This is a genomic window from Pedobacter gandavensis (genome assembly GCF_032678465.1).
Classification (GTDB): domain Bacteria; phylum Bacteroidota; class Bacteroidia; order Sphingobacteriales; family Sphingobacteriaceae; genus Pedobacter; species Pedobacter gandavensis_B.
The window spans coordinates 51,749-73,826 of record NZ_JAVTSK010000016.1 but is presented as its reverse complement, the minus strand read 5'-3'; the positions used below and the strand labels follow the sequence as shown (position 1 = coordinate 73,826).

At 38.8% G+C, this 22,078-nt stretch carries 20 protein-coding genes, 1 tRNA gene and 1 other RNA gene; 15 read left to right on the top strand and 7 right to left on the bottom strand.

The window, feature by feature from the left end:
- Positions 1–65 precede the first annotated feature (65 nt).
- Positions 66–139, bottom strand: a tRNA-Ile gene (locus R2Q94_RS21560).
- Positions 140–206: 67 nt separating this feature from the next.
- Between R2Q94_RS21560 and R2Q94_RS21555 the strand changes: the two genes are divergently transcribed.
- The 3 genes from R2Q94_RS21555 to R2Q94_RS21545 all read left to right on the top strand — a co-directional run bounded on the left by R2Q94_RS21555 (position 207) and on the right by R2Q94_RS21545 (position 2,821).
- The gene (locus R2Q94_RS21555; RefSeq protein WP_316823549.1) at positions 207–842 is read left to right on the top strand and encodes an HAD family phosphatase; all 636 of its coding nucleotides are present in this window, start codon (positions 207–209) and stop codon (positions 840–842) included.
- 49 nt (positions 843–891) lie between these two features.
- Positions 892–1,209: a DUF962 domain-containing protein gene (locus R2Q94_RS21550; RefSeq protein WP_316823548.1), complete on the top strand. Its 318-nt coding sequence runs from the start codon at positions 892–894 to the stop codon at positions 1,207–1,209.
- Between the two features lie 106 nt (positions 1,210–1,315).
- Positions 1,316–2,821: a catalase gene (locus R2Q94_RS21545; protein WP_316823547.1), complete on the top strand. Its 1,506-nt coding sequence runs from the start codon at positions 1,316–1,318 to the stop codon at positions 2,819–2,821.
- 65 nt (positions 2,822–2,886) lie between these two features.
- On the opposite strand, the gene R2Q94_RS21540 is transcribed toward R2Q94_RS21545, so the two are convergent.
- Complete coding sequence (locus R2Q94_RS21540) at positions 2,887–4,071, bottom strand: proline dehydrogenase family protein (protein WP_316823546.1); 1,185 nt, start codon at positions 4,069–4,071, stop codon at positions 2,887–2,889.
- A gap of 97 nt (positions 4,072–4,168) precedes the next feature.
- Between R2Q94_RS21540 and R2Q94_RS21535 the strand changes: the two genes are divergently transcribed.
- From R2Q94_RS21535 to aroC, 6 genes are all read left to right on the top strand, one after another.
- Positions 4,169–4,375, top strand: coding sequence for an RNA-binding S4 domain-containing protein (locus R2Q94_RS21535; RefSeq protein ID WP_316823545.1), 207 nt, complete (start codon positions 4,169–4,171; stop codon positions 4,373–4,375).
- A complete protein-coding gene (gene aroB, locus R2Q94_RS21530) occupies positions 4,375–5,439 on the top strand; it encodes a 3-dehydroquinate synthase (protein ID WP_316823544.1) in 1,065 nt (354 codons plus the stop codon). Before R2Q94_RS21535 ends, aroB begins: the two co-directional genes overlap by 1 nt.
- A gap of 397 nt (positions 5,440–5,836) precedes the next feature.
- The gene (locus R2Q94_RS21525; protein WP_316823543.1) at positions 5,837–6,673 is read left to right on the top strand and encodes a prephenate dehydratase; all 837 of its coding nucleotides are present in this window, start codon (positions 5,837–5,839) and stop codon (positions 6,671–6,673) included.
- A 64-nt stretch (positions 6,674–6,737) separates the two neighbouring features.
- Positions 6,738–7,877 carry a chorismate mutase gene (locus R2Q94_RS21520; protein WP_316823542.1) on the top strand — a complete coding sequence of 380 codons (1,140 nt, stop codon included), beginning with the start codon at positions 6,738–6,740 and terminating at the stop codon, positions 7,875–7,877.
- Between the two features lie 2 nt (positions 7,878–7,879).
- The gene (locus R2Q94_RS21515) at positions 7,880–9,133 is read left to right on the top strand and encodes a 3-phosphoshikimate 1-carboxyvinyltransferase (protein ID WP_316823541.1); all 1,254 of its coding nucleotides are present in this window, start codon (positions 7,880–7,882) and stop codon (positions 9,131–9,133) included.
- 23 nt (positions 9,134–9,156) lie between these two features.
- Positions 9,157–10,251, top strand: a complete 1,095-nt coding sequence (aroC, locus tag R2Q94_RS21510; protein WP_316823540.1) for a chorismate synthase — start codon at positions 9,157–9,159, stop codon at positions 10,249–10,251.
- A 68-nt stretch (positions 10,252–10,319) separates the two neighbouring features.
- Here aroC and R2Q94_RS21505 read toward each other — a convergent pair whose 3' ends face one another.
- Entirely contained in the window at positions 10,320–12,743 is a 2,424-nt protein-coding gene (locus R2Q94_RS21505; RefSeq protein WP_316823539.1) for a thiamine pyrophosphate-dependent enzyme, read from the bottom strand.
- 133 nt (positions 12,744–12,876) lie between these two features.
- On the opposite strand from R2Q94_RS21505, the gene R2Q94_RS21500 reads away from it, so the two are divergent.
- The 4 genes from R2Q94_RS21500 (at position 12,877) to R2Q94_RS21485 (ending at position 16,067) form a co-directional block, all read left to right on the top strand.
- Positions 12,877–13,269, top strand: a complete 393-nt coding sequence (locus tag R2Q94_RS21500; protein ID WP_316823538.1) for a DUF1573 domain-containing protein — start codon at positions 12,877–12,879, stop codon at positions 13,267–13,269.
- A gap of 63 nt (positions 13,270–13,332) precedes the next feature.
- Positions 13,333–14,535 (top strand): pyridoxal phosphate-dependent aminotransferase, encoded by a 1,203-nt coding sequence (locus R2Q94_RS21495; RefSeq protein ID WP_316823537.1) that lies wholly within the window; start codon positions 13,333–13,335, stop codon positions 14,533–14,535.
- 28 nt (positions 14,536–14,563) lie between these two features.
- Positions 14,564–14,930, top strand: a transfer-messenger RNA (tmRNA) gene (gene ssrA, locus R2Q94_RS21490).
- Between the two features lie 378 nt (positions 14,931–15,308).
- Positions 15,309–16,067, top strand: coding sequence for an Ig-like domain-containing protein (locus R2Q94_RS21485; protein ID WP_316823536.1), 759 nt, complete (start codon positions 15,309–15,311; stop codon positions 16,065–16,067).
- Between the two features lie 216 nt (positions 16,068–16,283).
- Here the strand turns inward: R2Q94_RS21485 and R2Q94_RS21480 are convergent, their stop codons facing one another.
- Positions 16,284–16,466 carry a hypothetical protein gene (locus R2Q94_RS21480; RefSeq protein ID WP_316823535.1) on the bottom strand — a complete coding sequence of 61 codons (183 nt, stop codon included), beginning with the start codon at positions 16,464–16,466 and terminating at the stop codon, positions 16,284–16,286.
- Between the two features lie 64 nt (positions 16,467–16,530).
- Between R2Q94_RS21480 and R2Q94_RS21475 the strand changes: the two genes are divergently transcribed.
- Positions 16,531–17,496: a polysaccharide deacetylase gene (locus tag R2Q94_RS21475; protein ID WP_316823534.1), complete on the top strand. Its 966-nt coding sequence runs from the start codon at positions 16,531–16,533 to the stop codon at positions 17,494–17,496.
- A 165-nt stretch (positions 17,497–17,661) separates the two neighbouring features.
- Positions 17,662–18,693 (top strand): Atu2307/SP_0267 family LLM class monooxygenase, encoded by a 1,032-nt coding sequence (locus tag R2Q94_RS21470; protein WP_316823533.1) that lies wholly within the window; start codon positions 17,662–17,664, stop codon positions 18,691–18,693.
- Positions 18,694–18,755: 62 nt separating this feature from the next.
- On the opposite strand, the gene R2Q94_RS21465 is transcribed toward R2Q94_RS21470, so the two are convergent.
- The 3 genes from R2Q94_RS21465 to R2Q94_RS21455 all read right to left on the bottom strand — a co-directional run bounded on the left by R2Q94_RS21465 (position 18,756) and on the right by R2Q94_RS21455 (position 22,070).
- A complete protein-coding gene (locus tag R2Q94_RS21465; RefSeq protein ID WP_316823532.1) occupies positions 18,756–20,120 on the bottom strand; it encodes an aldehyde dehydrogenase family protein in 1,365 nt (454 codons plus the stop codon).
- Positions 20,117–20,833 carry a gamma-glutamyl-gamma-aminobutyrate hydrolase family protein gene (locus tag R2Q94_RS21460; RefSeq protein ID WP_316823531.1) on the bottom strand — a complete coding sequence of 239 codons (717 nt, stop codon included), beginning with the start codon at positions 20,831–20,833 and terminating at the stop codon, positions 20,117–20,119. Before R2Q94_RS21460 ends, R2Q94_RS21465 begins: the two co-directional genes overlap by 4 nt.
- A gap of 88 nt (positions 20,834–20,921) precedes the next feature.
- Positions 20,922–22,070 (bottom strand): iron-containing alcohol dehydrogenase, encoded by a 1,149-nt coding sequence (locus R2Q94_RS21455; RefSeq protein WP_316823530.1) that lies wholly within the window; start codon positions 22,068–22,070, stop codon positions 20,922–20,924.
- Between the last annotated feature and the right edge of the window lie 8 nt (positions 22,071–22,078).

Here is a 22,078-nt window from a genome sequence, read left to right as displayed (position 1 = left end):
CTTTAATCAGCATATACCACCCGAAAGGGCATAAAAAAAACCCTCCAGAATCATCTGAAGGGTTGTGGGCCATGATGGGCTCGAACCATCGACCAAAAGATTATGAGTCTTCTACTCTAACCAGCTGAGCTAATGGCCCTGAAAAATCTTATTGATTTTGCGAATGCAATGTTACATATTTGAATCGAATTTTGGAAACAGTTTCTATGAAAAAAATAAAAAACATCATCTTCGATTACGGAAATGTCATCTTTGAAATAGACTTTAAACGGGCTCAAAAAGCTCTATTACAACTCGGTATAGAGAATATCGAAACGTTTTTCGCCCATAAAAATCATGACGAAATTTTTAATAATTTTGAGACCGCAGCCATCAGTCCTGCTGAATTTAGAGCCGGAATCCGTGCTGCATCATCAAAAAAAGACATCACAGACGAACAAATTGATGCTGCCTGGAACAGTTTATTGATCGGAGTGCCAGAAAATGTACATGAAGTTTTGCTTAGAGTAAAGGAAAATTACCGCACATTTTTGCTCAGTAATAACAATGAAATCCACTACAACTGGATTGTGGATTATCTAAAAAGAGAATTCAATATGCCAGACAATACTGAACTATTTGAAAAAGCGTACTACTCTCAACAAATGTTCTTAAGGAAACCGCATGTAGAAATCTTTGAAAAAGTATTAAAAGAGAATAACCTCAATCCGGAAGAAACGTTGTTTATTGACGACAGTCCACAACATCTTGTAGGGGCAAAAGCAGCAGGTATGCAAACCTTACTGATGACAAAGCACCCAAAATACCTGGAGGAAGTATTAAAGGAGAACGATATCCTATAATGCCTTCCAAAAAAACCGTAAATTGCGGGCCTAAATAAAATAAAACACGATGACGGAACAAAAATTTAAAACTCTGAAAGAATTCTACCCATACTATTTGACAGAGCATAAAAATTTAACCAGTCGTGTGTTACATTTTATAGGGACAGGCCTTGTTATTCTTTCTGTGTTTACAGGAATTCTGTTTCATGAATGGCGTTTCATCTTAGCAACGCCATTCCTGGGATATGGATTTGCCTGGATTGGCCATTTCTTTTTCGAGAAAAATAAACCTTCCACTTTCAAGTACCCAATGTTCAGTCTTGCCAGCGACTTTCTATTGTTCTGGGAATTACTAACCGGAACGCAGGACTTCAAAGTAAAATAGTCTCGAGATTATCTTTATAGAAAAGCTCTATATCAGTATAGATATTTGCAGTTTGATGTCGAAATTTATTATCCATAGATTTATAAAAAACAATAAATCACCGTTTATGGAAAATAACAATACGAACAAGCGCAAACTCACTACTGCATCTGGCAGACCATATGCTGAACATGAAAATACTCAATCTGTAGGAAGTCGTGGACCATTGCTCCTTCAGGACTTTATTCTCCATGAAAAGATGGCTCATTTTAACAGAGAAAGAATTCCTGAGCGTGTAGTTCATGCTAAAGGCACCGGAGCTTATGGTACTTTTAAGGTAACACACGATATTACCGAATATACAAAAGCCAAGATTTTCGGAGCAATTGGTAATGAATGTAAAGTATTCTTAAGATTCTCTACTGTTGGTGGGGAAAAAGGTAGTGCAGATTCGGAAAGAGATCCTCGTGGATTTGCGATTAAATTCTATACCGAAGATGGAAATTGGGATTTAGTTGGAAACAACACACCGGTATTCTTTGTCAAAGACCCAAAAAAATTCAGTGATTTTATCCATACCCAAAAGAGAGAACCCAGAACAAATTTAAAAAGTCCTACTATGATGTGGGATTTCTGGTCACTAAATCCAGAAAGTTTACACCAGGTGATGATCTTAATGTCGGATCGAGGTACCCCATACTCTTATAGAAATATGGATGGGTTTGGAAGTCACACCTACTCCTTCATCAATAAAAACAATGAACGTGTCTGGGTAAAATTCCATTTTAAAACACAACAAGGGATTAAAAACTTTACCGGACCTGAAGCAGACGCAATGCGTACACAGGATATGGACCATGCTCAACGTGATTTAGTGGAAGCAATTGATCGAAAAGAATTCCCTAAATGGACCTTAAAAATCCAGGTCATGACGGAATCAGAGGCTAAAAGTTTCAGATGGAATCCATTTGACCTGACTAAAGTATGGCCACATGGAGAATTTCCATTAATAGAAGTAGGAGAACTCGAGTTAAATCAAATCCCAAGAAATTACTTTGCTCATGTAGAACAGGCTGCTTTCGCGCCTTCTAATACGGTAGATGGTATTGGTTACTCACCCGATAAAATGCTTCAGGGACGCATATTATCTTATGCAGATGCACATCGCTATCGCTTGGGAGTTAATTATGAACAAATCCCTGTAAACACCTGCCCATTCATGGTCAACAATTACCATCGCGATGGACAAATGCGCATTGACGACAACGGGAACGATGATCCAAATTACTACCCAAATAGCTTCGGAGATGTCATTCCTGATCCAAGTTATAAAGAACCTGCCTGGGAATTAGATGCTAACATAGCAGATTGGTACGATAGAAATGCAGGACCTGGTGATGATGACCACTATACTCAACCTGGTGACCTTTACCGCAAGGTAATGAGCCAGGAAGACCGTACAAATTTGGTCAGCAATATCGTGGCTGCAATGAGCGGTATCACTGGCCCTAAAAAGGCACAAATTATCAATTTACAGCTGTGTCATTTCTTTAGAGCAGACATTCAATTGGGGGTGGCTGTTGCAAAAGGCCTTGGCGTGGATGTGGATCAGGCAATGGGAAGTAAGCACTAAAATTCATTTGCATAAAAAAGTCCCGTTTGATTATTCAGACGGGACTTTTTAAAATTTATTATAGTTTATAATCTTCTGCGTTCTTTCTCTTTCATAATCAAACCAAGCTCTCTGCTGGTTTGTCCTGCAATAGAGGTGTTTTCCTGCGCTCTTCTAAAAAGATAAGGCATAACTGCTTTAATTGGCCCATAAGGAACATATTTAGCTACATTATACCCTGCATCAGAAAGGTTAAAGCTCAAGTTATCACTCATCCCTAATAATTGAGCAAAATACACATGAGGATGGTTATGATCTACCTGATGTTTATCCAACAAGTTCGCCAGCACCCTACAGCTTTCTTCATTATGGGTACCACAAACAATAGCAATCTCATTAATATGAGCCATGCAATAGTTCAATGATTCATCATAATCTCTGTCGGAAGCCGCTTTATTTGGTTGAATCGGTGATAAGTAACCCATCTCTTCGGCTCTTTTTCTCTCTTTCTCCATATAAGCACCTCTTACCATTTTCACCCCAAGAATAAAACCTGCTGCTTTAGCGATCAAATGATCCGCTTTTAAGTCTGCTAGTTTGTCATGACGGTACATTTGATAAGTATTGTAAACGATAATGCGTTCTTTATTGAACAAGCGCATCATATCAATGGCCAATTCATCAATGGTGTCCTGAATCCAGGTCTCTTCTGCATCCACCATGATAGGTACATTCTTATCATAAGCTACTCTGCAGATTTTCTCACATCTCGCTTTCACTTTAGCATATTCTGCTTCTTCTGCAGCGGTTAAAGTTTGTTTTGCATCTAATTTTTCCAGCAATGCAAATCGACCAATACCCGTAACCTTAAATACAGAAATCGGAAGACGTTTGTCGCCCGCTGCTCTGTTTATTGTCCTAATGATCTCCTCACAGGTAAAATCAAATACAGACTCTTCCTCTTCTCCTTCTACAGAATAATCCAGAATAGTACCTACATTTCCAGCTGCAAGTTGTTCAATTGTATGCTCACACTCCGCAATGGTTTCTCCACCACAAAAGTGTTTGAAAATTGTTGCCTTAATGATTGATTTTATAGGAAGCCCTATATTTAGGAAGAAGTTGGTAATTGGAGGACCAACTTTTGTTAAAAAATTACTACTGATTACTTTGAAAAGCCAATATCCAGCATTTAGCTCTGAATTGGATTTGTTACGAAAAGCAACCTCAGTGTTGTCAAAATTTAGTGTTTTTTTGGGGAAAATTTCCATTTAATTCGTGTGGTTAGTCATATTGCATGCAAAAGTATAAATTCCAAGGCTATCCATGGTACAACACTTTAATATTAATTGTAAATTTGCAGGTATAATGATAGAATTCAAATTAGAGGGTGAATTTATTCCACTCATTCAGTTGCTAAAAGCAACTTCACTAGTACAAAGTGGTGGCGAAGCACAAACAGTTGTAGAAGACGGTTTGGTAAAATATAATGGGAAAGTAGATTTCCGTAAGCGGTTGAAAGTGCGCGTGGGCGATGTAATTAACTTTATGGGTCAACAAATAACCGTAATTTAATGAATACCATAGAAAGCTCAGGCCACCAAATTCATTTTGAATCACAACTCGCCCCATTAGCAGAAATCATTGAGAAAGGCAACTACAGCAAGGTTTTTGTATTTGTAGACGGAAATACCTCAGAACTTTGTTTGCCATTGTTCCAGGAGATGCTGGATGATTATACCAACTTTGATCTGATTGAAACTGATCCTGGAGAAGAAAACAAAAACATTGATTTTTGTATTGGTATCTGGAAAACGTTACTAGATTTTGAAGCAGATCGTAAATGTTTAATGATCAATCTTGGTGGAGGCGTCATTACAGATATGGGTGGATTTATTGCTTCAACCTATAAAAGAGGTATTGACTTTGTCAATATCCCTACGACCTTACTGGCGCAAGTTGACGCTTCTGTCGGCGGAAAAACAGGAATTGACATTGATAATGTAAAGAACATGGTAGGCACTTTTGCGCTTCCACAGGCTGTATTTATCGAAACTTCTTTCTTGAAAACACTATCAGAAAGAGAATTGCTATCTGGATTTGCAGAAATGATCAAACATGGTTTGATTGTAGATGCAGCATACTATCATCGCTTAAAGCTTGCTGACTATAAAAACATTGCTCCTATTGAAGTTCACCGTTCAGTAGAGATCAAAAATGAAGTAGTTACCGAAGATCCACAGGAAAAAGGTCGCCGTAAAATCTTAAATTTTGGTCATACTATTGGTCATGCGGTAGAAAGTTATGCCTTAATTAATGATAAAGCGCCCCTTACTCATGGTGAAGCCATCGCCATAGGAATGGTTGCTGAAGCATATTTATCAAGTACCAACAATACCCTGACTAAAGAAGAGCTGGAAGACATTACCAAATATATCCTTAGTATTTACCCTGCATACCATATTAAAAAAGAAAGCTTTACTGATCTTTTAGGCTTTATGCAGAGTGATAAAAAGAATGAACATGGACAAATTATGTTTTCATTGCTAAATAAAATTGGCACTTGCGACTATAATTGCATTGTTACAGAAAAGGATATTCTGGAAGCTTTGGCTTACTATAATAATCAGGTTAAATAAGGCATAAACTCTATTTAACCTGCGTTTTTCAGAAAAAATAACATACCAACTTTTTCTAAAAAAACCCTAATGTTTTGTAATACAAGGAATAAGACAAGACACACCATAAATAATTTTTTTTAAGAAAGTATTGACAAATTAAATTTTGTTAGTACATTTGGAAAAACGAAAAAACAATCGAAATGAGAAATGTTACTACATATTGGTTTGGTTACTTTTACTACTTTAGTAAGAGCCGGGACTGATATGCAACATAAATCATAAGATAAAAGTGTATACGAAAAGTCCCGGCCTAAAGCCGGGACTTTTTTTTTAACCCAAAAATTTAAACCCGCAGAAGTACAAAACATAAACCTTCCGCAAGCTATAGGAACCACAGAAAATTCAATCAGGTAAAATGAAACAGAAAAAAACAAGAGTAGCAATTCAAGGTATTAAAGCGTCATTTCATGAAGAAGCCGCTTTCAAGTTCTTCGGAAAAGACATTGAAACCATAGAATGTAATTCTTTTAAGCAGACTTGTGAAAGCCTGGAAAACAAGCAGTCTGATTTTGTGATCATGGCAATTGAAAACTCTATTGCAGGAAGCCTTTTACCAAACTACACCCTGATTCGCGAATACAATTTTGCAATCGTTGGTGAAGTTTACCTACCTATTCAACTGCACTTAATGGCCTTACCTGGAGTTAAATTTGAAGATGTTAAATTTGCTACCTCCCATCCTATCGCCATTCGTCAGTGTGTAGATTTCTTTGACGATTTCCCTCACATTCAAGTCATTGAGAGCAACGATACTGCAGCTTGTGCAAAACGCATCAAGGAAGAACAATTAACTGACACTGTAGCCATTGCAAACACTTTAGCTGCAGAACTATACGGACTAAACATCATTGAAAGAAGAATCGAGTCCAACAAAAAAAATTACACCCGTTTCCTAGTGTTAAAAAAAGATAAAACAGACGATCTGCCAGAAATTAATAAAGCCTCTATCTGCTTCCAGGTAGGCAATCATGTGGGTGCACTATCTAAAGTACTCAACATTTTTGCTGAGCTTGATGTGAACTTAACAAAAATTCAAAGTATGCCTGTCCTTGGGAAAAGAAATGAGTACTACTTTTATGTAGACATGGAATGGAAAAACAATGAACAATATGATAAAGCCATCCGCCAGACTTTAAAATACACGGTAAACTTTAACATCATGGGCGAATACATGAGAAACGATAAAGTATAAAAAATACAGAAACCCCATAATAGCAAACCCTTCATAAAACATACAAAAATTAAACCCCAAAAAAATGAAATTACAATTGAACATCCAGCCAATCAACACTTGGTTGAACACCAACAACGAACCACTAATCATTTCAGGTCCATGCAGTGCAGAGACTGAAGAGCAATTATTAACTACTGCACATTTACTAGCAGCAACAGGTAAAGTATCTGTACTTAGAGCTGGTATATGGAAACCACGTACCCGTCCGGGAGAATTCGAAGGTATTGGAAGCATTGGATTAGAGTGGTTAAATAGAGCAAAAGCAGAAACCGGCTTACCTACAGCAGTAGAAGTTGCCAACGCAAAACATGTGGAAGAAGCCTTAGCAGCTGGTGTAGATATCCTTTGGATTGGTGCACGTTCAACTGTAAACCCATTCTGCGTTCAGGAAATTGCTGATGCCTTAAAAGGTGTTGATGTTCCTGTATTAGTAAAAAACCCGGTTAATCCTGACCTTCAATTGTGGATTGGTGCATTAGAACGTATCAATGGTGCGGGTATCACTAAATTAGGTGCAATTCACCGTGGTTTCTCTTCATTCGAGAAAAGCTCGTTCCGTAACGAACCAATGTGGGAACTTGCAATTCAATTGAAAACATTATGTCCTGATCTTCCAATCATCAACGACCCAAGTCATATCTGCGGTAACCGCGAATTAATCCCATACATTTCACAAAAAGCTTTGGATTTAGACATGCAAGGTCTAATGATCGAGTCACATGTTGATCCATCAGTAGCCTGGACAGATGCAAAACAACAGGTTACTCCTGCCGCTTTAAGTGAATTGGTAGAGCGTTTAACTGTTCGTGAACCAGAATCTAAAAACGAAGCATTTGTAGATCAATTGGCTGACTTACGTAAGCAAATCGATAAAATCGATGATCAATTGTTGCAAAAACTAGGTGAGCGTATGGCGATCGTAGGTAAAATTGGTGAGTTCAAACGCGATAATCAGGTTACGATCTTACAGGTTAACCGTTGGGATGCAATTATGAACAAAGGTAAAGCATTTGCACAGGCGCTGAAATTAGACTTGAACTTTACTGAGAAATTCTTAGAATTAGTTCACGGTGAGTCTATCCGCAAACAAACAGAAATTATGAATGCTGGCAAAGTAGAAAAAGGCATTGCAGCAGAAACACATACAGAAGTTAAATCTTAAGAATGAGTAAGCATGCACTTGTTTCTTTTAGGGGAAACACAGAAATCCATACAGAGATCGCCCTTACGGGTTCAAAAAGCGAGTGCAACAGGGCATTAATCATTAGTGCTTCAAGTAAAGGATCGGTAAAAGTAGAGAATATGTCTATCGCTGCCGACTCTGTCACACTTGAACGCATTTTAAATCAGATTTCAACCGCAACTCCACATCAACAAACTGTTGATGTGGGACCTGCGGGTACTGCCATGCGCTTTTTAACGGCTTACCTTCCCACGCTTCCAGGTCAGTTTATGCTGACAGGTACCGAAAGAATGAAACAACGTCCGATTGGCATTCTAGCAGAAGCTTTAAAAGCTATCGGTGCCGATATCAGCTATGCTGAAAAAGAAGGATTCCCACCATTAAACATCCGGGGCCCATTAAAACAAACCGAAGCTACCGTAAAAATCAAAGGAGACATTAGTAGTCAGTATATTTCTGCACTATTGATGATTGCCCCAACTTTGGAGCAAGGACTCACCTTGCAAATTGAAGGGGAATTAACCTCCCTTCCTTATGTAAATATGACGCTGAATATGTTGGCAGAAGCTGGCATCAGTCATTCCTGGGAAGGTCAAAACATCAGTATCAAACCACAGTCATTTAAAACTGCAACATTGGTGGTTGAACCAGATTGGAGTGCAGCTTCTTACTGGTATAGCATCACTTGTCTTGCTCAAAAAGCAGAAATCAGTCTTCCTTACCTAAAGGAAAAAAGTTTGCAAGGCGATAGCCGGATCAGGTCTATCATGAATGCTTTTGGTGTGAAAACGACCACAACAGCGGAAGGAATGACATTAAGTTCTACAGATAAAAACTTTGGCCAGGAGATTTTAGACCTTAAGGATTGCCCGGATTTGGCACAAACAATTATTGTATGTGCAGCGGCTTTGAAGCAAAACCTGGCTTTCACCGGACTGGAGACTTTAAAAATTAAAGAAACCGACCGTGTTAAAGCACTCCAAAATGAACTTGCAAAAATCGGTGTAACTTTAAATGAAGACAACCTGGTTTACACTTTAAACTGTGATGGACTTCATTTTCCAGAGCGCGTTACTTTTAGCACTTATGAAGATCACCGCATGGCGATGGCCTTTGCTCCATTGAGTTTACTGATCAAAGAAGTGGTATTGGAAGAAATGGATGTGGTTGAAAAATCTTATCCTGACTTTTGGAAAGACTTGCAAAAAGCAGGATTTACAGTTACAGTGATTTAAATTAACCTATAAAAAAAAGAAAAATGGCAGGTAATACATTCGGACAATTATTTCGCATCAGTACTTTTGGCGAATCACATGGTGCAGCTATTGGTGTTATTTTAGATGGTTGTCCGGCACAATTGCCAATAGACCTGGATTTTATCCAGTCGGAGTTGGACAAACGCAGACCTGGACAATCAAAAATTACGACACAAAGAAAGGAAAGTGATACTGTTCAGATCCTTTCTGGTGTGTTTGAAGGTAAAAGCACTGGTACTCCTATCGCGATGCTGATTCCGAATGAAGATCAACGAAGTAAAGATTACAGTCACAATACGGACGTTTATCGTCCTTCCCATGCTGATTACACCTATGATGCAAAATATGGCATCCGCGATCATCGTGGCGGTGGACGTTCTTCTGCAAGAGAAACCGCTGCTCGTGTAGCTGCCGGTGCGATTGCCAAATTACTTTTAAAACACCATGGTATTGAAGTCTTCGCCCATGTATCTGCAGTTGGCAAAATTAATGCGCCTAATCTTGAATCTTCTTTAACCATAGAGCAGTTATTAGAGATTAGAGAAGAAAACATTGTACGTTGTGCAGATCCGGCTACGGCTAAGGAAATGATCGAATGCATTGATGGCATTAGAAAAGATGGCGATACGATTGGTGGAAAAGTTAGCTGTATCATTAGAAACTGTCCGGTTGGTTTAGGCGAACCTGTGTTTGATAAATTACATGCGGACCTAGGAAAGGCAATGTTGAGTATCAATGCAGTACATGGCTTTGAGTATGGTTCAGGATTTAGCGGAAGCGAAATGAGGGGATCTGAGCACAATGATATATTCCTTGTCGGAGAAGATCAGCCTAAAACATTGACAAACTTTTCTGGAGGAATTCAGGGCGGAATAGCCAATGGAATGGAGATAGACTTTACAGTTGCTTTTAAACCTGTAGCAACAATTATGCATAACCAGCAAACGATTAATGCAGCGGGTGAAGCCGCTGAAATTAAAGGGAAAGGTCGTCATGATCCTTGTGTAGTGCCTCGTGCAGTAGTAATTGTCGAAGGAATGGCAGCATTGGTATTGGCAGATCAATTACTTAGAAATAAAAGCAGTAAACTGGATTAATCTAAGTTATTAAATGGCTATAATGGCCATTAAAAAAGGTGTTCTGTTGAAGAACACCTTTTTTGTTATTAGAATATAGCTGGATATTTAACCGCGTTATGTTCATGCATCATTTGATAAACTACCTCTACCACATCATCTATAGAAGGCTTAGTGAAGTAATCACCATCAGATCCATATGGAGGACGATGTGCTTTAGCACTTAGCGTTTTTGGCTGCCCATCCAGGCTATAATAACCTTTCTGTTCTTCTAAAATCTGCTGTAAGATAAAAGCAGATCCACCGCCTGGTACATCTTCATCTACTACCAATAATTTATTGGTTTTAGTTAAAGATCGTGCACAAAGATGATTTGTATCAAAAGGAAGTAAAGTCTGAGGATCGATGATTTCCACCGAAACACCTAATTGAGCAAGTTCTTCTGCTGCTTCTTCCACTACTCTAAGCGTTGATCCATAAGAAACAATGGTAATATCTGTTCCTTCTTTAACCACTTCGGCCTGACCTAGTGGAACTGTATATTCTCCTACATTTTCAGGAAGTTTCTCTTTCAATCGATACCCGTTCAGGCATTCGATCACTAATGCAGGCTCATCAGATCTGAATAAGGTATTATACATACCTGCAGCCTGAGTCATGTTACGCGGTACACAAATGTGCAATCCACGTAATGAGCCCAAAATCATTCCCATTGGAGAACCTGAATGCCATACCCCTTCCAGTCTATGACCGCGGGTTCTGATAATAACCGGTGCTTTTTGTCCGGCTTTAGTACGATAAGACAAACTTGCAAGATCATCGCTCAGTACATTCAAAGCAAACAACAAATAATCCAGGTATTGAATCTCTGCGATTGGTCTTAAACCTCTTAATGCCAATCCAATTCCCTGACCTACAATAGTCATTTCTCTGATCCCTGTATCGGTAATTCTCAGGTCACCATATTTAGCTTGTAAACCCGCAAAACCCTGATTTACGTCACCAATAGCACCTAAATCTTCTCCGAAAGCCACCAATCTTGGATCACGACCAAAGTTCGCATCAAAACAAGCATTTAACAGCTCTCTTCCATCCACCATTTTACTGGAATCACTGTATTCAGCAGGAAGCACATCAATTAAGAATGGGCTTTCTTTTCCATCAGTAAACAGTTTCGAATTGTATCTCTCTATATTTAGTTCAGTTTGCTCATTATACCATTGCAGCAATTCCGCTCTTTGATTGGAAAGCTTATTTGCAGTTAAACGCAATGCCTTTCTTGCAGAAGAAATTACTTCTTTTCGCATGGCATCAGGAGTACTTGCCAATTGCGCTGTAATTTTGCTGATGGCTGGATTTCCATTTGCAACCTGATTGATCAAATCAATGACCTGATCTTTTTCGGTTTTAATGGAAGCAAGAAACTCATTCCATGCCTCTTTTTGGGTATCACGAACCAATTTCTTAGCCGTGTTTTCCATTTCTACAATTTCTTCTTCAGAGATAATAGCAGATTCAATCATCCATTTACGCATCTGAAGTATACAATCGTATTCTTTTTCCCATTCCAAACGAGCCTTATCTTTATAACGCTCATGTGAGCCAGAAGTAGAATGTCCTTGCGGCTGTGTCACCTCTGTAACATGGATCATTACCGGAACATGCGCTGTCCGGCATACATCAATCGCTCTCTGATAAGTTTCACATAAAGCGGGATAATCCCAACCTCTTACTTTATAGATCTCATATCCATCACCATGCTCATCTCTTTGAAAGCCTTTGAGAATCTCAGAGATATCTTCCTTAGTAGTTTGATACTTAGCAGGCACTGAAATTCCATATCCATCATCCCAAATGGAGATGGCCATAGGAATTTGTAATACACCGGCAGCGTTGATCGATTCAAAGAAAATACCTTCAGAAGTAGAGGCATTCCCTATTGTTCCGAAAGCGACTTCATTTCCTTTCAGAGAGAAGTTTTTCAGGTAATCCAACTCTGGATTTTGTCTGAATAATTTTGAAGCATAAGCCAATCCGACCAATCTTGCCATTTGTCCACCTGTAGGAGCAATGTCTGAAGAACAGTTTTTCATGGCTGTCTGGTCTTTCCAATTTCCATCTTCATCGATAGACCGACTTGCAAAGTGACAGTTCATTTGTCTGCCTGCAGATGCAGGATCAGCTTCAACACTTGGATTAGCGTATAATTGGGCAAAAAATTCTTTAATGGTACATATGCCTGTTGCAAACGCAAAAGTCTGGTCTCTATAATAACCAGAGCGCCAATCACCATTCTTAAAAGCTTTGGCCATGGCAATCTGAGGAATTTCCTTTCCATCACCAAAAATACCAAACTTAGCCTTACCCGTTAACACCTCCTTACGACCTAATAAACTGGCTTGTCTACTCTCGAAAGCTATTTTATAATCGTTTACCACAATAGTTTTGAAGTCCTCAAAACTTAACTCTGAAGCGTCAATAGGATTGGTAGTAGGTGTAATATCAGGCATCATAAGCAATATTAGTTAGGGCACAAAGATACATAAAATCTAAAGTATGACTTATGGGTGTTCTGTAATTTATATATTGGAATACTTTTTGATTTATCAATCTAAAGTTTAAATTTGCTTTTAAATCACCATAATCATGAAAAAGTTATTACTATTATTTACATTAATTTTAGGAGTAAGTGTTGCTACTAACGCTCAAACAAAACCAGCTGAGTTCAAATTTGATAAGGAGCTGAACGATTTTGGTAAAATCCCTGTAAACAAAGCTGCAACAGTTGAGTTTAAGTTTGTTAATACTGGAGATCAACCATTGATTATTTCAAAAGTAGAGACTACTTGTGGTTGTACAGTTCCTGAATACACGCAAATTCCTGTTAAAAAAGGAGAATCTGGTAGCATTAAAGTGACTTATAATCCAACAGGTGCAGCAATGCCATTTAGCAAAGCAATTACCATCACTTCAAATGCTAAAACAACTACTAAAGTTTTATACATTAAAGGTGAAACCGTAGCTGCCCCAACTAAGTAATTTTTTTAAAACGATATTTTTATTAAGACCTCGTTCTACAACGAGGTCTTTTATTTTTGCAATATGCCTAACATTTCAGAAAAAGGGTTTCAAATGCCCGCCTCACCAATCAGAAAGCTAACTCCATTTGCTGATCAGGCAAAAAAAGATGGCAAAAAAGTTTTTCATTTGAACATTGGTCAACCAGATATCGCAACACCAGAAGGCATGTTAAATGCCATCAAGAACATCGATTTTAATGTTTGGGCTTATACCCCATCAGAAGGAACCTTATCTTACAGAACCAAATTAGCAGAATACTATAATAAATTAGGTTATAACATCACTCCTGCTGACATTTTAGTAACTGTTGGTGGATCTGAGGCAATTACCATTGCGATGCAAACCTGTGTAAATGAAGGTGATGAGATCATCATTCCAGAACCTTTTTATGCGAATTACAATGGCTTTGCCTGCATGAGCAATGTGGTGGTAAAACCGATCTTATCTCATATTGAGAATGGCTTTGCACTTCCGCCTATTGCTGAGTTTGAGAAACTAATCACACCACGTACTAAAGCCATCATCATTTGCAATCCAAATAACCCTACTGGTTACTTGTATTCAAAAGAAGAATTGGAAGCGTTGAAAGCACTTTGTCTGAAATACGATTTATTCTTGTTCTCTGACGAAGCTTACCGTGAGTTCTGCTACGATGGAAAAGAGTTTATATCTCCAATGCATTTGGATGGTCTTGATGAAAACGTAGTGATCATGGATACCGTATCTAAAAGATATAGTGCCTGTGGCGCAAGATTAGGCTGCCTGATTACCAAAAACAAAGAAGTGATCCAATCTGGCTTAAAGTTTGCCCAGGCGAGATTAAGTCCGGGGATGGTAGAACAGATCGCTGGTACCGCAGCAGTAGACACTCCAGATAGTTATTTTGAAGCTGTTAATAAAGAATATACCCTTCGAAGAGATACAATTGTAAAAAGATTGAATGCTATTGAAGGTGTTTTTTGTCCGAATCCAGGTGGTGCATTTTACGTAGTAGCCAAGTTCCCAATTGACGATGCTGATGCATTTTGCCAATGGATGTTAGAAAGCTTTGAACATAACAATCAAACAGTTATGATGGCTCCTGCTACAGGTTTCTACTCTACTCCTGGTTCTGGAAAAAACGAAGTAAGAATGGCTTATGTCTTGAATACTGATGACATTAATCAAGCTATGGATTGTCTGGAAATTGCATTAAAACAATATCCTGGTAGAACTATGGCATAAATTTCATACATTTGTGTTACTAACACATGGGGCCGTTTTGGATTTGACAGGGTGGCGCTACGTATGTTAGCATGCAGTGCGTTGTACGGCGAGCACTTAAAAGAGAACGTTCACACTATAATTGGCGAAAATAACTACGCCTTAGCTGCCTAATTTAGAATTACGCTAGCTTTTGTCCCTCTGACTGCTGCATCGTTAGGTTAGAATATGGGGCATCGAAATAACAATGCTGGCTGCTAATAGGTACGGATTAGCGGCGAGATAAAGTACCTAAGGAAAAAGACAAGGTAGGTTTCCGGCCCGTCTGCTCCCGACAATAAAATGGAAAACAAGCATGTAGAAGGCATAACTTATCACACAACTGGACAAGGGTTCGAACCCCTTCGGCTCCACAAAACAGGTCGGCAAGACATAAACTTGCCGGCCTGTTGTTGTTTTAAGGCAATTTGTATGCTGACTCATTTCAAATATCTCCATGAATGTGCATACATTCCAGATCCCTACCATTCTATGTACCCCTAGCCGAAGGGGTTCGAACCCTTGTCCAACAACAAGGTCATTTTAAGAAATCCAACTCTTACAAGCAAATCAGTTTATTTCTTAGTAATTTAATGAAAATTAAAATATCGAATTATTGATAATATTTAATATATTTATTAAATAATTAAAAAATCAAATTCACAACATCGACACAAAAAAATCATTAAGTAAATCAACCAGGTATTAACGCTCCTCATCTCAAACAAAAACCATTAAAACCAAAACAATTAAAAATGAACAGACACGTATTAACGTCATTAGTCGTTGGACTAATCATCTCTTTATCAAGCTGCAGTAAAAAAGAAGATCCAAAACCTACTTATGCAATTAATCAAACCAGTGTATCCATAAACTACGACAAAGAACACCAGTTCACAGTGAAACTAGGTGAGAAAACAGCTGATGCAGCTGGCTTTACCTGGACTTCTTCAGACCCTTCTGTAGGCACAATAAGTGGAACTGGCTTATTTAAGGGTAAAAAGATAGGAAGTACCACCATCAAGGCGGAAGGAAATGGAACTGTTCTAACTGCTGAACTGACCATCAAGCCTTATAGTACCTTATTTAAAGAACCTATAATTGAGTTTGGAGTGTCTATCGCAACTATAAAAGGTAAGGAAAGCCGGAAACTCATTGAACAAGCATCCAACGGACTACTTTATGAAGGTGAAAACAGTAAGATCAAACAAATCATGTATATCTTCGAAAACAGCAAACTAGCTGGTGCTGCTGCTTTATTTGAATCCACCAAGCCCGTAGTAGAAGAGGTAGTACAATTTTACAGTGAAAGATATACCTATCTAGGTGAAGATGAAGATTTTTTTGTGTTTTCTGATGGTAAATATCTAATAGGAATAGGCGAGGATAATACACTAGGTGTGCATGCTATTTATTTACCAGTTCCTGCAACAAACACATTAAAAATAGGTTCTTTGAGTAGCCTTTTCGGCCAAAAACTAAAGGAAATAGAATTAAAAAGCATCTCCAAATAGATATACACTCAAAATGGCCATATGATCATAATGATTAATATGGCCTGCTTACCTCCAGGTATTTTCTACTAAATTCGTAATCTCTCCAACCAGCATAAACTCCTTTCTTATAAATGGGTCTAGTTTTTTAAGAAATTTCACTTGCGCTGAACTCTTTATTGTCATCAAAAGCATTAAAAACAAAAAGACTCTCATAAAGAAAAAACTACTTGAATTTTAATTTAGATCGGTATCTCTCACTGATTGGTTCGGCTCGATATCATTATCCCGCAATGCCTGATTATAACCTAAAGTATACTTAATCTTCCCCCAGGCAGTTAACATTAAAACAATATCCTCATCTTTAAGTGCTCCTGAAACCTGAGCCTTACAGTAATCTAAAAATTCTATTTCTGTCATTATATCTTGCTTTATTTACCCAGCAAATATCGCTATCTTAATCATGATTCCATACCATCAACAGATGATAAAATTACAGATCACCCTAGCCCTAATATGCTTTAGCCTCTTCGTACAGGCTCAAAAAGAAATTCAGCAATACAAATCTTATTTCGCAATTGGCAAATACAATGGTAAAAGTATTTTAGTCTTACGCCAATTTGAGGAGAATTCAATGCCTTCCTATTTGATTGTAAATCCACAAACGCTGGAAACACAAATTATTAATAGCAAAATGGCGGCGGTAAAAGCCATCACATTCCAACAATTTGAGCTATACTTAAAAAATACACCATACTTCAATGCCATACAAAGTGCAACGCAACAATCCCTGAGTCTACAAGATGCAGGAATTACACATGGCTTCCCAAAAGAAAAAGGCATTACCTTAACCATCGACCTCTGTCCTTCGCACAAACCTTTGGATAGAAACATCTTCAGTTCATTGATCACAGCATTTCAAAAATCTGAACTTCCGGTACCTGTGGCTTTATCCATTACCGGGAAATTCATGCTCAATCATTCGGCGGATATCAGTTGGCTACAAGGATTAGAAAAATCAGGGGACTTGGATATCACCTGGATTAACCATACTTACCATCACCATTACTCCCCAGGAGCCCCTTTAAATGTCAACTTTTTGATGGAACCCGGCACAGATATAAACTTTGAAATATTAGGTCTGGAACAAACCATGATTGAACGGGGATTATTACCTTCGGTTTTCTTTAGATTTCCAGGATTGGTATCTGACCAAAAATTAGTGGAAGAAGTGACCTCTTACGGGCTGATTCCTATTGGAAGTGATGCCTGGCTTGCAAAAGGACAACAAAGTCATGCAGGAAGCCTTGTCCTCATTCATGGGAATGGTAATGAACCTATTGGCGTAAACGATTTTATTAAACTCTTATCTACTGAGAAATCAACCATTAACCAACAACAATGGCTGCTTTATGATTTGAGAACCAGCCTGGAGCAAGAGTTCAATTAAAAAACAGGGTTTAAACTAAAACTGAAATACCTGCTTATGGTTATCCTATTATTATACAAATACCATCACGCCGATAATTGCTGGAATAAAAAAAATCCCCTGAATAAAAGCAGAATAGCAAGCATGATTACAAAAACGAAAGCAACCAAACATTAAAATTTACACATGGAAATTGGGATCAGTACATTTGGGGAGCTACACCCTGATCGCGTAGCAGGAAAGGCACATAATGCCCATCAAAGAGTTCAGGAATTATTAGAAGAAGTAAAGCTGGCCGACGAAGTAGGGCTCGATGTTTTTGCTTTTGGAGAGCATCATCGTGCAGATTTTGTCATCTCAGCCCCCGAAATCATGATGGCTGCAGCCGCAGCAATCACTAAAAAAATTAAATTATCGAGCTCAGTTACCGTACTAAGTTCAGCAGATCCTGTGAGGACATTTCAAAACTTTGCTACTGTGGATTTAATTTCCAATGGAAGGGCAGAAATTATTGCAGGCAGAGGTTCATTTACAGAATCGTTCCCTTTATTTGGTTATCATCTGAATGATTATGACGAACTTTTCACTGAAAAACTAGGCTTATTACTTCAATTGAATAAAGAGGAGATGATCACCTGGCAAGGAAAACACCGTGAACAAATCCACAACCGTGGAGTTTATCCCCGTCCAATTCAACCTTCAATCCCTATATGGATTGGTGTAGGTGGCACTCCTGCCTCTGCTCAACGTGCAGGTAAACTAAACCTTCCTATGGCGGTAGCCATCCTGGGCAGTCCTCCAGAACAGTTCGTACCTTTTATTAACCTCTACCGAAAATCAGCCGCAGAAGCAGGGCATGATCCAGATAAACTACAACTTGCAATTAGCTCACAGTTCTATGCCGCGGAAAACGAGCAACTGGCAGCCAACGAATTTTACCCTTCCTACGAACAACTCATGAATCGCGTAGGTAAAGACAGGGGCTGGTCGCCGATGACCAGACAACAATTTGATTACCTACGTACGGTAGGCCCATTAGTTGTAGGCAGTCCACAGCAAGCCATTGATAAGATCATGCATCAATATGAACTTTTCAAAAACACCCGATTTCTCGCACAACTAGTAACGGGTTCTATTTCACATAAACAGGTATTGAAAACCATTGAATTATTAGGAACAAAGATTGCCCCAGTCATCAGAAAAGAAACAAAAAAATAATAAAAATAGTGTTTGTCTTTCATGCGAAAAGACAAACACTATTTTCCTCAGATCAAAGGAAATTATTTCCTCAGGTGCCAGGCTTTCGGCTTTACAAAAGCCCTTAATCCCTGATGAGAAAGTGTAGCACCGAAGCCAGAATGTTTCCTGCCACTCCAGGGTAAACCTGCTGTCACCCGATCACAACAATTCCAATACCCCGAGCCAGAATCAATTTCAGAAAGAATGCGTTGAGCACGATCCCCATCAAAAGAATACACCGCAGCAGTTAAACCATAATCCGTATCTTTCATCAGGCTAATGGCTTCATCATCATTCTTTACTTTCATAATTCCAATAATAGGCCCGAAACTTTCTTCCTGCATCACTTTCATATCATTGCTCACATTAGTCAGGACCGTTGGTTCAAAATAATATCCCTTCTCTGCTCTTCTATTCCCACCACATAGCAATTTTGCTCCTTTTAATAAAGCATCCTGAACCTGATCCGCTAAAACCTCCAACTGTTCCTTTCTTGTTAAAGCCCCGATGTAAACACCTTCTTCTGTTGGCAAACCTATTTTCCAGCTTTGTACTTCTTTCAGAAATGCAGCTTCATAGGCTTCATATATCTCCTCATGAACATAAATACGTTCCACAGCACAACAACTCTGGCCATTGTTGTAAAACGCACCGTCGGCCGTCCCCATGGCCACAGCAGCTACATCTTTTACATCATCAGCAACATAAAGCGGATCCTTCCCTCCTAATTCCAGCTGACAAGGAACCATTTTCCTGGCCACTCTTTCATAAATGTGCTTACCCGTACGATAAGATCCGGTAAAATAGTAACCATCAAAATCCATGTCCAACAAAGCTTCGCCTACTTCCTTTGCACCAATAGCCGTTTTAAAAACCCCATCAGGCAATCCTGCCTTACCCCATAATTTTTCAATTTCCAAACCGGTTAATGTGGCATATTCAGAAGGTTTATACATCACGGAATTTCCAGCAATGATTGCCGGAACAAATACATTTACGCCAACCAGGTAAGGATAATTCCATGCGGAGATATTACAAATCACCCCTAGAGGCTCATAAGATATCTTTTCCTGAAGCTCCTCTGTATTGGTCACCCATTCCTCCGACAAATAACGCATAGAATTGTTCAACATCCAGGAGATGCGAGTTCCAGCTCCTTTAATTTCATTGCGCGACTGCTGTAATGGTTTCCCAACTTCTGCAGTTAACACAGCAGCTAAGTCCTCTATTTCAACTTCCAGCAACTCAAAAAAGCGCGAAACTACTTCCATTCGTTCTGCTAAACTTTTTGCTGCCCATTTCTTCTGTCCCTGACGTAGCAAAGTATATCTTTCATGTAGAGAAATCACAGTATCTTCCTCTAGGGTCTTTATAATTTCTTCTGTGGCTGGATTGATGATCTTCATTTTTGATGATTTCTGATTTCCTTAATAAAACGTTCTTTTATTTTTTGAGATAAGGGTTGATTTTCCTTTTCTGCCATTCTTTCCGGATGCCACTGCAAGGCCAACATAAAGCCATGATTCTCCTTATCCTTATACTCTATGCCTTCCACTATTCCAGATCCAGGAACTGAATAGGCATTGATCATTAGATTTTCGCCCAGGCGATCCGGATTCACCGCCTGATGGTGCGCACTATTCACCAGACCATTAACTTTCCCGGCAACCTCAGCTAATAAAGAACCATCCAATAATTTCACCTCATGAACTTTATCCAGCTCGCCCTTTTTATGAATTGCATTTTCTGGTTCTCCAATATCATCAAGAACTGCGCCTCCTTCTAAAATATTGATGTATTGCATTCCTCTGCAAATTCCTAATAACGGCAATCGTTCTGTTTTTGCATACTCATAAATTTGCCTTTCAAATTCATCTCTTTCTGGCGAGAATACCAATGGACGATGAGGATATTCTTCCGCCCCACCAGAAATCGCAGGAGTCACATCAATACCACCTGTGAGCACAAAACCATCACATTTTGCGATGTCTTCAATGTTGTCTTTTTCAAAAGAAAGTTCAAGTAACTCCAAATCTTCAGCCAGCTCAGCTGGGCTAAACCAATTCCAATAGTTTTGAAAACCAGCTTCCGTAAAACTAATTCCTATCTTTTTACGCATTTATCAAATCATTAATCTTTATGTAAACGCCATCATTCTTATAAAATTGAATCATTTAAAAGCTATTGCTCAAAATCAGATTTTGAAATCACAGTGCCTTTAAATATAAAGCTTTAAAATCTTCCCGACTCACCGGTTTAGGATTATTAGGATGCGCAAAATCTGCAAAAGCGAGGTCAGCTAAAGTATCTATATGCTCCATTGAAACTCCGATATCTCTCAATTGATGAGGAATTCCAAGCTTAGCGTTCAAGTCAAAAAGATAATCTACTACTGCCCTTCCATCCTCCTTTTTCAATTCCAATGTCTTTGCCATTCGCTTGAACCGATCTTCAAAACCAGCGATATTAAATTCCATTCCATATGGGATATTAACCGCATTTGCCAGGCCATGATGTGTATCTAATAAGGAAGAAAGCGGATGTGCCAGCGAATGAACTACACCCAAACCTTTTTGAAAAGCAATAGCCCCCATCATAGATGCCAGAAGCATTTTACTCCGACTTTCCAGGTCGGGCTGTAATGTTGCTTTAACCAATGCATCTCTAACCAAACCAATACCTTCCAATGCAATTCCATCACATAAAGGATGATAATTTTTGGCAAGAAAAGCTTCCATATTATGAGTCAATGCGTCCATGCCTGTCGCTGCAGTAATATGAGCTGGTAAGTCCATAGTCAGCACCGGATCTGCAATCACAATTTTTGCCATCAGTTTAGGTGAAAACAAAATCTTCTTTTGATGCGTCACATCATCAGAAATGATCGCACTCCTACCCACTTCACTCCCGGTACCAGAAGTAGTGGGAACTGTTATAAAATGTGGCACATCGTTGGTCACAAATACATCACCACCAATCAAATCATCATACTTGAACAAATCTTCCCGATGGTTCACCTGTAAAACAATAGCTCTGGATACATCTAAAGCAGCTCCACCACCAATTCCAATCACGCTATCTCGGGAATTTTCGTCCCAAACTGCAGTTCCTTTATAAACATCACTTTTAACCGGATTCTTATGAATGTCACTGAATACAATTACGGAGCAATGATGAGCTTCCAGATCAGCAACGATGGCCTTAAAAAAGGGTAAATCCGCAATCACAGGATCTGTTACCAATAAAGGGCGGCTTAAGCCATTAGCCTTCAAATAGGCTGGCAATTCCTGAATGGCGCCAGCTCCAAAACGAATCGTAGTCGGAAAATTAAACTGATGTATTTTATCTAAAATCATGGCTTATC